This window comes from Aeromicrobium sp. WCS2018Hpa-31 (genome assembly GCF_031843905.1).
Lineage (GTDB): Bacteria > Actinomycetota > Actinomycetes > Propionibacteriales > Nocardioidaceae > Aeromicrobium.
On record NZ_JAVTJF010000010.1, the window covers coordinates 168,916 to 183,546 of the forward strand.

Annotated in this window: 11 protein-coding genes and 1 pseudogene; 5 read left to right on the plus strand and 7 right to left on the minus strand. The window is 69.4% G+C overall.

Annotated elements, in window-relative coordinates:
- The first annotated feature begins 70 nt into the window (after nucleotides 1-70).
- The gene (locus RQG84_RS14380) at nucleotides 71-1,417 is read left to right on the plus strand and encodes an RNA polymerase sigma factor (protein ID WP_082480795.1); all 1,347 of its coding nucleotides are present in this window, start codon (nucleotides 71-73) and stop codon (nucleotides 1,415-1,417) included.
- Nucleotides 1,418-1,752: 335 nt separating this feature from the next.
- Nucleotides 1,753-2,238, plus strand: a pseudogene (locus RQG84_RS14385) (tyrosine-type recombinase/integrase); the annotation flags it as partial.
- Between the two features lie 33 nt (nucleotides 2,239-2,271).
- Here RQG84_RS14385 and RQG84_RS14390 read toward each other — a convergent pair.
- On the minus strand, nucleotides 2,272-2,877 hold the full coding sequence (locus RQG84_RS14390) for a hypothetical protein (protein ID WP_311210556.1): 606 nt from the start codon (nucleotides 2,875-2,877) through the stop codon (nucleotides 2,272-2,274).
- Nucleotides 2,878-3,433: 556 nt separating this feature from the next.
- Nucleotides 3,434-3,631, minus strand: coding sequence for a DUF6458 family protein (locus RQG84_RS14395; protein WP_056578641.1), 198 nt, complete (start codon nucleotides 3,629-3,631; stop codon nucleotides 3,434-3,436).
- A gap of 203 nt (nucleotides 3,632-3,834) precedes the next feature.
- On the opposite strand from RQG84_RS14395, the gene RQG84_RS14400 reads away from it, so the two are divergent.
- Nucleotides 3,835-5,364 carry a phospholipase D-like domain-containing protein gene (locus tag RQG84_RS14400; RefSeq protein ID WP_311210557.1) on the plus strand — a complete coding sequence of 510 codons (1,530 nt, stop codon included), beginning with the start codon at nucleotides 3,835-3,837 and terminating at the stop codon, nucleotides 5,362-5,364.
- Nucleotides 5,365-5,427: 63 nt separating this feature from the next.
- Here the strand turns inward: RQG84_RS14400 and RQG84_RS14405 are convergent, their stop codons facing one another.
- Entirely contained in the window at nucleotides 5,428-5,658 is a 231-nt protein-coding gene (locus RQG84_RS14405) for a hypothetical protein (RefSeq protein WP_055967819.1), read from the minus strand.
- 267 nt (nucleotides 5,659-5,925) lie between these two features.
- On the opposite strand from RQG84_RS14405, the gene RQG84_RS14410 reads away from it, so the two are divergent.
- A complete protein-coding gene (locus RQG84_RS14410; RefSeq protein WP_311210558.1) occupies nucleotides 5,926-7,980 on the plus strand; it encodes a DNA topoisomerase IV subunit B in 2,055 nt (684 codons plus the stop codon).
- Nucleotides 7,981-8,008: 28 nt separating this feature from the next.
- Complete coding sequence (locus RQG84_RS14415) at nucleotides 8,009-8,956, plus strand: DUF1707 domain-containing protein (protein WP_311210559.1); 948 nt, start codon at nucleotides 8,009-8,011, stop codon at nucleotides 8,954-8,956.
- A gap of 7 nt (nucleotides 8,957-8,963) precedes the next feature.
- Here the strand turns inward: RQG84_RS14415 and RQG84_RS14420 are convergent, their stop codons facing one another.
- Genes RQG84_RS14420 through RQG84_RS14435 form a run of 4 tightly spaced genes read right to left on the minus strand, consistent with a single transcriptional unit; the run spans nucleotide 8,964 to nucleotide 14,510 of the window.
- Nucleotides 8,964-9,458: a carbonic anhydrase gene (locus RQG84_RS14420; RefSeq protein ID WP_311210560.1), complete on the minus strand. Its 495-nt coding sequence runs from the start codon at nucleotides 9,456-9,458 to the stop codon at nucleotides 8,964-8,966.
- Nucleotides 9,455-11,293: an MFS transporter gene (locus RQG84_RS14425; RefSeq protein ID WP_311210561.1), complete on the minus strand. Its 1,839-nt coding sequence runs from the start codon at nucleotides 11,291-11,293 to the stop codon at nucleotides 9,455-9,457. Before RQG84_RS14425 ends, RQG84_RS14420 begins: the two co-directional genes overlap by 4 nt.
- Nucleotides 11,294-11,296: 3 nt before the next feature.
- Entirely contained in the window at nucleotides 11,297-12,040 is a 744-nt protein-coding gene (locus tag RQG84_RS14430) for an LppX_LprAFG lipoprotein (RefSeq protein ID WP_311210562.1), read from the minus strand.
- A 4-nt stretch (nucleotides 12,041-12,044) separates the two neighbouring features.
- On the minus strand, nucleotides 12,045-14,510 hold the full coding sequence (locus RQG84_RS14435; protein WP_311210563.1) for a DNA topoisomerase IV subunit A: 2,466 nt from the start codon (nucleotides 14,508-14,510) through the stop codon (nucleotides 12,045-12,047).
- Between the last annotated feature and the right edge of the window lie 121 nt (nucleotides 14,511-14,631).

A 14,631-nucleotide genomic window follows, 5' to 3' on the forward strand; every position in this document is an offset into this window, starting at 1 on the left:
TGAGTTCCGTGCCCGGAGCGCGACCCCGTGTCGCACGTTCGGCCGCGCGAGTGGACTCGCCGAGCAGGTCTTGCCCCACGACCCGGCGCGAGCAGTACCGCCCAGCCCACCCGCGAGATCAGAAGAGCCCGTGACGAAGACTTCCAAGAAGCCCGCAGCCTCCTCGACCGCGAAGAAGGCTCCCGCCAAGAAGGCCCCGGCCAGCAAGGCCGCGCCCTCCACGCAGGCGAAGAAGGCGCCCGCCAAGAAGGCTCCGGCCAAGAAGACCGCCGCCAAGAAGACCGCCGAGAAGCCGGTCGACATCGCCGAGGTCCTCGAGGTGCCCGCCGCAGGCGAGGCCGCCAAGGTCGACGCCCAGGGCAAGAAGATCCTGCCGGACATCCCCGACGAGGAGTTCGTCAAGGATCTCAAGAACGACCCGACGCTGAAGGAGGACGAGGAGTCCAGCTTCACGCTGTCGGCGGCCGACGAGTCCGACGAGCCCGTCCAGCAGGTCATGGTCGCCGGCGCCACCGCCGACCCGGTCAAGGACTACCTCAAGCAGATCGGCAAGGTCTCGCTGCTCACCGCCGGTGAGGAGGTCGAGCTCGCCAAGCGCATCGAGGCCGGCCTGTTCGCCGAGGAGAAGCTCGCCAAGGGCGGTCGCATTTCCGAGAAGGTCCGTGAGGAGCTCGACTGGATCGTCGTCGACGGTCGCCGGGCCAAGAACCACCTGCTCGAGGCCAACCTGCGCCTCGTGGTCTCGCTGGCGAAGCGCTACACGGGCCGCGGCATGCTCTTCCTCGACCTGATCCAGGAGGGCAACCTCGGTCTCATCCGTGCGGTCGAGAAGTTCGACTACACCAAGGGCTTCAAGTTCTCGACCTACGCCACCTGGTGGATCCGTCAGGCCATCACGCGCGCCATGGCCGACCAGGCCCGCACCATCCGCATCCCGGTGCACATGGTCGAGGTCATCAACAAGCTGGCTCGCGTGCAGCGACAGATGCTCCAGGACCTGGGCCGCGAGCCCACCCCGGAGGAGCTTGCGCTCGAGCTGGACATGACGCCCGAGAAGGTCGTCGAGGTCCAGAAGTACGGCCGCGAGCCCATCAGCCTGCACACGCCCCTCGGCGAGGACGGCGACAGCGAGTTCGGCGACCTCATCGAGGACTCCGAGGCCATCGTCCCGGCCGACGCGGTGTCGTTCACGCTCCTGCAGGAGCAGCTGCACGCCGTCCTCGACACGCTCAGCGAGCGTGAGTCCGGCGTGGTCTCCATGCGCTTCGGACTGACCGACGGCCAGCCGAAGACGCTCGACGAGATCGGCAAGGTCTACGGCGTCACGCGTGAGCGCATCCGCCAGATCGAGTCCAAGACGATGAGCAAGCTGCGCCACCCGTCCCGCTCGCAGGTTCTGCGCGACTACCTCGACTGAGTCGTAGCGCCCGCGCGTTCGAGTCTGACTGGAGTCCCAGGAAGACCCGGAACGCGCGGGCGACGCACAGCGCTTCTAGTCCAGATATCGATAGCCTCTGGGCGAGTCGTCACGTCGAGTCAACCCAAGGATCTACCTGTCGTTGGGTGTCGTGGCTGCCCTGCTCGCTGCGTACCGGCTGTTCGCCCTCGCGGGCTCCGAATCGAACCGGACCGCGTGGAACTGGTGTGTCGCCAGTTTCTGGGTCATCCTGACCGGCGCCTGGTTGACGGCGTGGCGTCGGGAGCTGAGGAGGTCAGCCGAGTGACTCCTCGAACGAGGACTCAGAGCTCAAGGCACTGGTCGAGGCCTGCTCAGGCACCGACATGCGCGACCGACGCGACGAGGCGATCGTCCGCTCCATGGCCGAGACCGGCACCCGCGCCGGCGAGGTTGCGGTCCTGAAGATCTCCGACATCGACCCGTGCAACTCCCTCGTGATCGTGTGCCGCGGCAAGGGCAGACGCGTCCCGATCGGCCCACGGGTCGCCCAGGCGATCGACCGCTACATCCGATCACGCCGTACACACCGCGTGGCCGAGACCGACGACCTCTGGCTCGGAGACCACGGCAAGAAGTCCCCTACGACGCTCTACACAAGACCCTCCGCATGCGAGCTGACCGCGCCGGCAGGCGACTGGGTGGCTGACCGCGACACGCCTAGCGGTGTGCCTGGTTCTCACGCACCGCGCTGGCACTCCTCGTCCCATCACGAAGGAGTAGGTGGCGTCAACTCGGGATCGAGGTCGGCGAGACATTCACACGAGGTCGACCGCCGATGACACCGAAATGGTCGTCACCAAGACGTGGTTCTCCTACTCGACGGGCTCGGGCGATGAGGCGTCGACCCACGCGGTGTAGGTCTTGACCGAGCCGAGCCAGTCGTTCTTCAACCTGGACTTCGACTGCTTCTCGGTGTTCACCTCGACGCGGACGCGGTCCGGATAGTTCAGGCACTCTTTTGGTGCGCGGAACGTGATCCGATTCTTCTTGGCCCAGGTGGAGATCCAGTCGTATCCGCCATCTACACCGCAGTCGGTCCAGTCGCCGAACGGGTCGCCGTACTCGTTCGGCGACAGCCGGAACCAGTCCGAGACACCCCCCGAGTAGCCGTGGTAGCCGAGCAACGCCATGGCGTGGTTTGGGCGCGCGGTTCCGCCGGTGTCGAAGTGGACCCAGGCCGCGGACGTGTCCTTCTTGGCAGGGTTTGTGACCAACTTGGTGACCGTCAGCTGAACCTCGATGTAGTCGGCTCGGTTGGTGACCTTCACGTGGCGGATATCGAGGCTGGGCGATCCGTCACCCTTCCTGTCCGTCACATCGATCGACGTAGAAGCTGCGCTCGCGCTGCCTGGAATGGAGAAAACGAGAGCGATTGCCGCGGTGAGGGGCGCGAGCCGCGGGAGGTGCTTCAAGGTCATCCCCGCACAATAGGGACGATTGGTCGTTCGAGGAGGACGAGCTTGGGTAAATAGTTCGAACGAGTCAGCCAGATGTGCGACCACGGCCCGCAGTGTGTTCGACGGCACGCTCACCCAAGAGTGTTGCCCTAGCCGGCGCGTCGGAGGGCCGACCCATGTTCCACCCATGCCGAGCCGAAGGCTCACCGCCGACCAGCACCGCGAGGTCGCGTCGACGATCTGCGCCCAGAAGCATGCCCGCGCCGGCACCCCGAAGGCCGGGCGCTTGCCGCACCATGACGGGGCGGCGAGGACCGACCAGCGGGTCGGGGCAGACTCGCTTGTCGCCGTCGACTTCGACGACCACGAACCAGAGTCCGCCAGTCGCGATGACGCCGATCGCGACCGATTCGACGAGCGACCATCTTCGCGAGAAGTGGAGGGGAGCGACCACGGTGGCAGCGGTCTCGAGCGCGGACGGCTCTTGTCCAGGTCCAGACATGACGACGGGCCGGGACGACCCCTCGAGGATCGTCCCGGCCCGTGTCATTGTGCGTCGCGAGTGCCGACGCGCGGCTCAGCGCGGCGGGGGGACTTCCCCCCGACGGTCGCGGCTGCGGCCGCTCAGGATCAAGGACACGATGAGACCCAGTGCCCCGACGGCGATGAGGATGTAGCCGACCATGGTGAGGTCGACCCCGTTGATGGAGTCCTGGACGGCGAACGCCAGGATGGCGCCTGCTGCCAGCAGGAAGAGCGAGCTGCCGATCTGCATGATGTCTCCTCGGTTCGACGCCGACCGTGGTGGTCGACTTCGCCGAGCGTGGCACGGGCCGGACTTCTCCGCACCTCGGAGTCGCAGGATGCCCGGACAGCAGAGTGATGTGCGTTAGACTGTCGCGACCCACACGTCGATCTCGGGGAGACACAGCGGTGCCTAGAAGCTACCGATCGAGCACGTTGGCACGACGTGTCGGGGTGACGTTGACCGCGGCCGCCGTCGTCGTCGGCGCCCTGAGCATCTCGCCGACGTCCGCGGAGGAGACCCCCGAGCCGACGGCGAGCGCCGGCACCGAAGCCGCGCCGGACGAGACGACGCAGCAGGCGGAAGCCGATGCGCGGGCGGCCGCGCAGGCTGCTGAGTCCCAGTCGCTGGCCGCCGACGCACCGCGGCCCTACGGCCCGCCCTACGAGGTGAAGTCGGAAGCGAACTTCTCTCGTCCCAACGGCTCGTACATGAAGGCGTCGGACTTCACCCTGCTCAACGACCTCGAGCGGCTGATCCGCGGCTCCTACGAGGACCCCAACACGGGCAAGTCGCGACCGTCGTCGACCATCGCGGCGAACAAGATCTACATCTCGGTCTCGCGCATGGAGAACTCCAAGCGGGTCGGACGCGAGCTGGTCAAGGCCGCGCAGAAGGGCGTGGACGTCTACATGATCCACGGCAAGGCCTCGCAGTCGAAGGAGTCTCGAGCGCTGCAGAAGAAGCTCGAGAGCCTGAAGCACGGCCACTTCCACATCTGCCAGAAGGGCAAGAGTCTCGCGTGCCTCTCGCCGCTCAACGGCGCCATCATGCACTCGAAGGTGCTGATGGTGAAGGACACCTATGACGCCGACAAGAAGCCGGCGCGGGGGGCCGTGTGGTCGGGCTCGGCGAACCTGGGCGGCCCGAGTGGCGAGTACACGTTCAACAACGGGTGGACCACCTACAACGACAAGAAGATCTTCGTGCAGATGGAGCGCTTCTTCCAGGACATGTGGGCGGAGCGGAACATCAGCAAGAAGTACAGCTACGACTATCCGAGGTACGTCGCGGCGCACGCGACGAGCTACGGGTATGCCGATGCCCAGAAGGAGGGCTACAGCAAGGACATCTCGCCGTACGCCCGCAACGGGATGTTCTACTCCGAGCTGTCCAACACGACCTACTACCCGACGCCCATCTCGGCCTCGCCGTCGAACGGGCGCGACCCCGTGCTGAACCTGCTCGGTCGTATCGTCCCCGACGCCACGTGCAAGATCCGACTGCAGCACAACCGCTTCAAGTACCGCCGCATCGCTGTGGCACAGAAGCTGGTCGAGCTCACGGAGGGCGGGTGCAGCGTGGAGGCGATCTCGTTCCGCGACGAGCTGAAGGCAAACCGCACCGCGCACTGCCAGCAGTACATCCGTATCTGCAAGCCGATCCTCGACGTCCTCCGCACGTCCGTGACCCGTGTGCCGGCGGCCTACGCCAAGCCGCATGACAAGACGATGCTCGTGGAGGCCAAGCTCAAGCCGAACTCCTGGAACACGGAGGAGCTCACGCCGAACGGCAAGGCCTTCTCCTCGTCCGGTACGTTCACCCGAGTGGTACAGGCAGGCTCGGCCGCTCTCACCGGCTCCAATCTGATCGTCAGCGACGAGATCACGACGGAGACGACCGACCCGGCGCTCTACCAGGAGTACCTGGAGCACTGGAGCGCCATCTGGCGCAGTTCCGGTGCCCGCTCCTGGGCGTACTGAGGTCACGAGAAGGGCCCCTCACCGCTCAGCGGTGAGGGGCCCTTCTCGTACGTTCGTGTTCGGTCAGACCTCGGGGTTCGAGGCCGCGGTGGGCTCGGATCCGAGGCGGCCGGTCTCGTCGTGGATCGACACGGCGACCTCACGCAGCTTGTCCTCGTGCTCACGGGCGTGGTGCGCGCAGAAGAGCAGCTCGGCACCGCCGGCCAGCTCGACGCGGACGTACGCCTGCGCACCGCAACGGTCACAGCGGTCGGTCGCGTTCAGACCGGGAAGCTCGGCGACTGCAGCCATCATGTTCTCTCTTCCTCAGCGTCGTCGTTCAGCGGGTACGTCTGCCTCAACATCCAACCACGGGCTGTTGTTCCGCGCCGGAGTTGGTGACATACGACATAGATACTGCCGACCGTCGCCAAACCTGCGGAGGTGGGTCGGCGCGCCGCGTGTCAGACCGGTCACCGGGGACGTTCTGACTAGGCTGGCGAGGGGGTCGGCGATCGCCTGCACGCACGGTGTCCGACGACGTCCGACCCGACGCGAAACCACCCGGTGGAGGCCACTGAGTTGTCGACCTACGACGCACGCAACCTGCTCGTCCTCGAAGGACTCGAGGCGGTCCGCAAGCGCCCTGGCATGTACATCGGCTCCACGGACACCCGTGGCCTCATGCACTGCCTGTGGGAGATCATCGACAACTCCGTCGACGAGGCGCTGGACGGTCACTGCGACCGCATCGACGTGGTGCTCCACGCCGATGGCTCGGTCGAGGTGCGCGACAACGGCCGCGGCGTCCCGGTGGACATCGAGCCCAAGACCGGGCTCACGGGCGTCGAGGTCGTGTACACCAAGCTCCACGCCGGCGGAAAGTTCGGCGGCGGCTCCTACAACGCCACCGGCGGCCTGCACGGCGTCGGCGCATCGGTCGTCAACGCCCTGTCCTCGCGCCTCGACGTGCAGGTCGACAAGTCCGGTGCGACGTGGTCGATGTCGTTCCGGCGGGGTGAGCCCGGCGTCTTCGCCGGCGACGGGCCCACCGCGGACTTCACCGCCGACAACACCCTGCACAAGGGCGGCCGGGTCAAGAAGACGGTCACCGGCACCCGGGTGCGGTACTGGGCCGACCCGCAGATCTTCATCAAGACCGCCACGTTCTCCTACGAGGAGCTCGTCACCCGCGCACGGCAGACGTCGTTCCTCGTGCCGGGACTCGAGATCGTCATCCGCGACGAGCGCGGCGACGAGCCGGTCGAGGAGTCGTTCAAGCACGACGGCGGCATCACCGAGTACTGCGACTTCCTCGCCGCCGACGAGCCGGTGAGCGAGGTGCTGCGCCTGCAGGGCCACGGCGCCTTCACCGAGACCGTCCCGGTGCTCGACTCCAAGGGCCACATGACGCCCCAGGAGGTCGAGCGCGACCTCGGTGTCGACGTGGCGCTGCGCTGGGGCACCGGGTACGAGACCCAGGTCCGGTCCTTCGTCAACATCATCGCCACGCCCAAGGGCGGCACCCACGTCCAGGGCTTCGAGCGCGGCCTCACCAAGACCTTCAACGACACGCTGCGCACCACCCGGCTGCTCAAGTCCGGCGACGTCGACGTCATCAAGGACGACGTCCTCGAGGGCATGACCGCCGTGGTCACCGTGCGCCTCGCCGAGCCCCAGTTCGAGGGCCAGACGAAGGAGGTGCTCGGCACCCCGGCCGTCACCAAGATCGTCAACCAGGTCGTCTCGCGCGAGCTCAAGGCGTTCCTCACGTCCACCAAGACCGCGCAGAAGGCCAAGGCACGCCTCGTCATGGAGAAGGTCGTCGCCGCCTCGCGCACCCGGCTCATGGCCCGCCAGCAGCGCGACAACCAGCGCCGCAAGAACGCCCTGGAGTCCAGCGCCCTGCCGGCCAAGCTCGCCGACTGCCGCGCGGCCGACGCCGACCGCACGGAGCTGTTCATCGTCGAGGGCGACTCCGCGCTCGGCACCGCGAAGTCCGCCCGCGACTCGGAGTTCCAGGCGCTGCTGCCCATCCGCGGCAAGATCCTGAACGTCCAGAAGGCCAGCGTCGGCGACATGCTCAAGAACCTGGAGTGCTCGTCGATCATCCAGGTCGTCGGCGCCGGCTCGGGCCGCACCTTCGACCTCGACCAGACGCGGTACGGGCGGATCATCTTCATGGCCGACGCCGACTCCGACGGCGCCCACATCCGGTGCCTGCTGGCCACGCTGTTCTTCCGGTACATGCGTCCGCTGGTGGAGGAGGGCCGCGTGTACACGGCCGTGCCACCCCTGCACCGCATCGAGCTGGTCAACCCCAAGAAGGGGCAGGAGAAGTACCAGTACACCTACTCCGACGCCGAGCTGCAGCGCACCCTGGCCGACCTCAAGCGCCGCAACGTGCGCTGGAAGGACCCCATCCAGCGCTACAAGGGCCTGGGCGAGATGGACGCCGACCAGCTGGCCGAGACCACGATGGACCCCCGCCACCGCACGCTGCGCCGGCTCACGGTCGACGACGCCGAGCGCGCCGCCGGCGTGTTCGAGCTGCTGATGGGCAACGAGGTCGCTCCGCGCAAGGAGTTCATCGTGCAGAGCGCCTACGAGGTCGACTCCGACCTCATCGACGCGTGAGACTGCTCCGCGTCGCTACGATGCCGCCGTGAGTGACATCAGCGATCCCGGGGGAGCCGGACGCGGGGACCGGCGCACCGCTCGACGCGCCGTCGACGCCGCCTACGCGGCCGGTCGCATCTCGGCCGTGGACCGGTCGCTGCGGATGGAGCAGATCGACGCGGCCTCGACCCGTGGTGACCTGGCCATGGTGGTCCGCGACCTGACGGACCGTCCGGCCGATCCGCCGCCCTCTCGGACCACCACGTCGAGCGACGCGGCCCAGCCGTCGTTCCCGCCGTCGCCCGCGGCCGACCAGCCTGCCCCGTCGGCGGGCAGCAGCCCGTTCCCGGGGCCACCGACCACGAGCCCTGGCGAGGCGCCGGGCCGTGCGTGGCCGCCTCCCGGGTTCGGTGGCACCCCGGAGGTGGGCGAGCGCACCTCCGGCACCAACCGCCGGACGATCGGTTGCATCGTCGCCGTCGTGGCGTTCTTCTTCCTGGCTCCCTGCCTCCTGGGTGCCGGCGGGCTCGTCCTGAGCCTCTTCCTCGGTGGCAGTGACTCCGACAGCAGTGACGTCGTCGCGGTCGAGCAGGTCGAGCAGTGGTGGGACGAGCGTGTGGACGACCTCGCCGCCGCGTCCGGGACCACCGTCGTCTCGGCGTACCGCGTCGGCGAGGACACCGGCACCGCCACGACCGACGAACCGACGGCCTCGACCGACTGGACCTACTCGTCGAGCGTGTGGGTGCAGGGCATGACCCGCGCGGACCTCCCCGAGCTTCCCGTGGCCGACCTCGCGCGCATCGACGTCTCGGCCGTGCAGACCGCCGTCGACGATGCCCGGTTCGCGATCGACACCGATGCCGACCCCACGATCATGATCAGGGTCAGACCGCAGATCGGGCAGGACCCCCTGCTCGAGGTCACCGTCGGGGACGGCGCAGCGGTGCAGAGCCGTACCTACGACTCCGACGGCGTGCTGCTCCAGGACTGAGCCTGGCTCAGACGACCTGCTGCAGCAGTCCGGTGTCGACGTCGTAGAGGAAGCCGCCGACGTCGATCGAGTCCGGGATGAGCGGGTGCGAGGTCACGCGGTGCACGTCGGCCCGGAGCTGGCGCTCCTGGTCGTCGATCGGTCCGATGCTCATCCAGGTGGAGTCGGTGCCGGTGCTGCTGGAGACGCGCTCGTGGATCTGCTCCTCCGTGGAGGAGGCCATCGCGCACCGGGTGTGCTCGACCACGAGGACGCGCTTCACCTGGAGCAGGTGCACGCCCAGCACGAGGGCCACGAGCTCGTCGTCGTTCACCCGGCCGCCGGGGTTGCGCAGGATCTTCGCGTCACCGGGCTGGAGGCCGATCATGCCGAGCGGGTCGATGCGCGAGTCCATGCACGTCACCATGGCCACACCGGCACGGGCGATGCCGTCGAAGCCGGTGAGGGCGAAGGAGTCGGCGAAGGTTCGGTTGGCTGCGAGAAGGTCGTCGAAGTCCGTCACAGGGGCAGCGTAGTACCGCTGCTGCGCGTGCGGGTATGAGCAGGTTCACGTAGGAGCCAGAGCGACAGGGCCGCCGCGACGACCGCGCAGACGGCCGCCCCGAGGAACACGGCGTGCAGCTGCGCGATGCCGGCGTCGCGCACCGCGTCGCGGTACGCCTGGCAGAGCTGGACCTCCCCGGTGCAGAGGTCCGACGCCGCCGGGATCCGCGACGAGGCCGAGTAGAACGCCCGCAGCCCGATGGTCGTCAGGGCCGAGACGCCGATCAGCATGCCGACCATGCGGGCCACGATGAGCAGGGCGCTCGCGACGCCGTGGACGGCGTCGGCGGTGTGTTCGAGCAGCACGGCGTTGACCGGTGCGATCGCGAGCCCGAAGCCCAGTCCGGCCGCCACGAGCGAGAGCGTCTCCCACTCGCTGGCGAGCGACTGCGCGTCCCACGTGGCCATGTGCCAGAACGCGGCCGCACTGACCAGCATGGCCACCGCGGTCAGCCACGACGCCGGGACGCGGCGCAGGAGCCAACCTCCGAGGACCGCGCCCACCGGGAGCGCCACCAGGAAGCGCACGAGCACGAGCGCCGCGTCGAGCTGGGAGTCCCGGTGCACGGTGAGCCGGGCGAAGAAGGGGATGTCGACGAGAGCCGCGATGAGGGCGGCTCCGATGACGAAGGAGACGACGAGGGCGCCCCAGGCCGGCCGGGCCGACAGCGCGCCGCGCGGGACCAGGGGCTCGGTCGCCGTGCGCTGCCGGTACACGAATCCGACGGTCGCGAGGGCGGCGACGGGCAGGAGCCACGGGGCCTGGGGCGAGAGCGTGCCGGACTCCGGCTCGGCCGAGGCGAAGGTCACGATCACCGCAGCGAGGGCGATAGCGAGGAGCGCGGCGCCGATCAGGTCGGTGCTGCGGGCGATCTCGCCCCAGCTGCGCCACTGCACGAGCGGCCGGCGGGCGGTGGCCTGGCGCACCACGAACAGGGCGGCGACCACGTAGGTGCCGAGCGCGAGCGGGGTCAGCCAGCGGGAGTCGCCGGTGACCGGCAGGAACGCCAGCCCGGCGGTGACGCCGGTGACGAGGCGTTCGGGCTGCAGCATGACCACCGAGAGGCCCGTCAGTGCGAGGGCGAGCAGGCCGAAGCCGGGCAGGTCGGGCCGACCGGGCGGGGAGCCGAGGGCCGAGGCGGTACGACCGACCGGTGGAGCGGAGGGGGCGGCGCCACGCAGCCGCAGCATGACGGCGGCCAGGACCAGCCCGACGGCAGCGTTGAGCCAGAAGATGTCCCGCCACGAGCCGAAGGCCAGCACGACCGCTCCGTACAGCGGCCCCAGCACGCTCCCGAGCTCCTGCACGGCGCCCACGACCCCGAGGGGGAGCCCGCGTCGGCGGGGCGGCCACAGGTCGGCGACGAGCGCGAGCGTGGGAGGGATGAGTCCGCCGCCGCCGACGCCCTGGAGCAGTCGCCCGGCGACGATCGTGGTCAGGTCGTAGGCGGCGGCGGTCACGAGGGAGCCCACGGCGAAGACGACGAGCGAGCCGAGGAGCACCGGGACGCGGCCGCGGAGGTCGGAGATCCTCCCGATGAGCGGCAGCACGCCCACGTAGCCCAGGAGGAAGCCCGAGATGATCGGGGCGGCACGCTGCAGCTCGTCGACGTCGAGTCCGCTGGCCGACATCATCTCGGGCAGGGCCAGCACCACCACGTACGTGTCGGCGGCCGCGAAGGCGATCGCCACCGCGGCGAGCCCGAGCAGCGTCCGTGACGCCAGCACGGGGCCCGACGACGACTCGGATCGGGCGTCGTCGACCTCGTCGGCCGAGCTGCCGGAGTCCCGCACGGGTCAGCTGCCTCCGGTGCGGGCCGGTGCCTCGATCTCGATCGGCTCGTCGGAGGTGGCCAGACGCACCGTGTACGTGACGTCCGTGCTGCCGCCGTAGAACGGGCCGGACATCGTGGCGTCGCGCAGCACGTCGTCATCGGTGAGCCGGTACGTGACGTCGAAGCGTGCACCCTTGGTGGCCGAGGGGATGATCTGCGACACGACCGACCCGGGCAGAGTGCCCGTGACGGAGGTCAGCACGTCCTGTCCGTCGCGCGACTTCTTGCCCTCCTCGAGGTCGTCGGTCTGCACCAGGATCTGGGTGAGACCCGTGTCGGCGTCGATGAGCCCCGCGGGGTCCGGAGCCTTCAGGGACGCCGGGTCGATCGTGAGGTACACCGGGGTGATGTCGGTCTTGGCGTAGACCGTCCCGTCGACCGCGACCACCTCGGCCGACAGGGTCGCTCCGCCGGTGGAGACCTTCACGTCGCCGGTGAAGGCGGGGGAGTGGTTGCCCTTGCCCTTGGCCGAGAGCAGTCCCGACACGCCGTCGGGCACCGAGGACGTCGCGAGCGAGACCTCAACCGTCTCGGCGTCGTCGATCGTCTTCTTCGCCGAGTCGAGCCGCTTCTGCAGGGCCGAGGTGTCGGTGCCGGGACCGGCGTCGTCACCGCCTCCGGTGCAGCCGACGAGCAGCGCGCCAGCGAGAGCGGTCGCGACGGTGAGGAGGACGCGGGAGCGGACGGGACGAGAGGTGGGACGCACGCGCTCAGTCTCGCACGGTCGGGAGTCCGGGAAGCAGACCTGCGGGCGAGGCGGCAGCGAGCACGGGCTGGGCGACCGCGACCCCGGAGCCGTCACGCCTCGGGTCGATCTCGGGCAGGTCGACGGGGGATCCGCTGGTCGCGCACGCCACGGGGGTTCCGTCGCCGACCCAACCGAGGATCAGGCCGTCCTCGCCCTTGAGCAGCCGGTGGCAGCGCACGCCGCCGGTGGCCCGGCCCTTGGCCGGGTAGGCCGAGAGCGGGCTGACCTTCGCGGCCCCGGTCTGCGTGCCCGGCAGCGCGTCTCCCGAGCCGGAGATCGTGAGCACGTGGGCGGACTCGACGTCGCGCACCACGCCGAAGCCGACCACCCGCTGACCTGCCGCCAGCTTGACGCCGGCCACACCACCGCCGCCGCGACCCTGCGGACGGACCAGGCCGGCCTCGAAGCGCAGCAGCTGGGCGTCGGAGGTGACGAGGACGAGCTGCTCGTCGCCGGTGGCCAGCGGCGCGGCGCCCACCAGGGTGTCGCCGTCGGCGAGGCCGATGACCTCCCAGGAGTCACGCGACAGCACCTCGGGCTTGACCCGCTTGACCACACCGGCCCGGGTGGCCAGTGCAAGCCCGGGGCCCTCGGCCTCGAGCGACATGAGGCACAGCGCAGGTGCCGACGTCGCGAGCAGCTCACGCAGCGGCAGGCCGCCCTGCAGATGCGGGGCCTGAGCGGTGGCCGGCAAGGTCGGGATGTCGAGGACGTCGAGCCGGTGCACGGTGCCGTCGGCGGTGACCAGGCCCACCTGGCCGCGCGCCGTGGCCGCCACGGCCGAGACGACCACGTCGTGCTTGGAGCGTCGACCGACGTCGCCGAGCGGGGAGTCGTCGCTCGTGCGGGCCAGCAGCCCGGTGGCCGACAGCAGCACCCAGCACGGGTCGTCGGCGACCTCGAGCTGCGCCGCGGCCGTGACGGTCTGACCGGCGGACTCCAGCAGCACCGTGCGTCGGGGCGTGCCGAAGCGCTGGGCCGCTGCGTCGAGCTCGTCGGAGACGACCGCGCGCAGCACGGCGTCGTCGCCGAGGATCTCCTCCAGCCGCTCGATCGCCGCGCGCAGCTCGTCGGCCTCCTTCTCCAGCTCGATCCTGGAGAACCGGGTGAGGCTGCCCAGCGTGCGGTCGAGGATGAAGTCGGCCTGGGCCTCACTGAGGTCGAAGACCCCCATGAGGCGGCTGCGTGCCTCGCCGCGGTTGTCACTGCTGCGGATCAGCTGGATGACCTCGTCGATGTCGAGGATCGCGACCAGCAGCCCCTCGACGAGGTGCAGCCGCGCGGCGGCCTTGGCGCGCCGGAACTCGCTGCGCCGACGGACCACCTGGAACCGGTGCGCCAGGAAGACCTCGAGCATCTCCTTGAGGCCCAGCGTGCGGGGCTGGCCGTCGACGAGGGCGACCGCGTTGATCGAGAACGACGACTCCATCGGCGTGTGCTTGTAGAGCTGCTCGAGGAGCACCTCGGGCACGATGCCGTTCTTGACCTCGATCACCAGCTGCAAGCCCTTGTGCCGGTCGGTCAGGTTCTTGATGTCGGAGATGCCCTGGAGCTTCTTGGCCTGGACCAGCTTCTTGATGGCCTCGACGACCTTCTCGGTGCCGACGTTGTAGGGCAGCTCGGTGACCACGATGCCCTTGCGGCGGGGGGTCACGTTCTCGACCCGTGTGGTGGCGCGCATCCGGAAGGAGCCGTTGCCCGTGGCGTAGGCGTCGCGGACGCCGTCGAGCCCGACGATCTTGCCGCCGGTCGGCAGGTCGGGGCCGGGGATGAAGCGCATGAGGTCGTCGAGGTCGGCCCGTGGGTGCTCGATCAGGTGGCGCAGCGCCTGCACGACCTCGACGAGGTTGTGCGGGGCGATGTTCGTGGCCATGCCGACGGCGATGCCGGACGCGCCGTTGACCAGGAGGTTCGGCAGCGAGGCCGGCAGCACGCTCGGCTCCAGCTCACGACCGTCGTAGTTGGGCTTGAAGTCGACGGTGTCCTCGTCGATGGAGGCCGTCATGGCCTCGGCGGCCTCGTCCATGCGGCACTCGGTGTAGCGCATGGCCGCGGGCGGGTCGTCCGGCGAGCCGAAGTTGCCGTGGCCGTCCACCAGCGGGAGTCGCATGGACCACGGCTGGACGAGCCGGACGAGCGCGTCGTAGATGGCGCTGTCGCCGTGCGGGTGCAGCCGACCCATGACCTCGCCGACGACGCGGGCGCTCTTGACGTGGCCGCGGTCGTTGCGCAGCCCCATGTCGTCCATCGTGAAGAGGGTGCGCCGCTGGACGGGCTTGAGCCCGTCGCGGGCGTCGGGGATGGCGCGGGAGTAGATCACCGAGTACGCGTACTCGATGTAGCTCGCACTCATCTCGTCCGTGATGTCGGTGTCGATGATGTGCTCGTCGAACTCCTCGGGGGGGTTCGGGGTGCTGCTGCGGGCCATGCATCCTCTCCTGGCTGACGACGTGCCGCCCGATGGGTGACCTCTCGATTCTCCCGGTCCGGAGCCGTGCGCCCCAGCCGCCACGCCGCCCGGGGGACGCCCGGGCTCCTCCGTGCCCGAG

Bases quoted from the DNA above. Each gene is read 5' to 3' on its own strand.
- RQG84_RS14390 (WP_311210556.1), bottom strand. From the start codon at position 2,877: ATGACCTTGAAGCACCTCCCGCGGCTCGCGCCCCTCACCGCGGCAATC.
- RQG84_RS14395 (WP_056578641.1), bottom strand. From the start codon at position 3,631: ATGCAGATCGGCAGCTCGCTCTTCCTGCTGGCAGCAGGCGCCATCCTG.
- RQG84_RS14405 (WP_055967819.1), bottom strand. From the start codon at position 5,658: ATGATGGCTGCAGTCGCCGAGCTTCCCGGTCTGAACGCGACCGACCGC.
- RQG84_RS14435 (WP_311210563.1), bottom strand. From the start codon at position 14,510: ATGGCCCGCAGCAGCACCCCGAACCCCCCCGAGGAGTTCGACGAGCAC.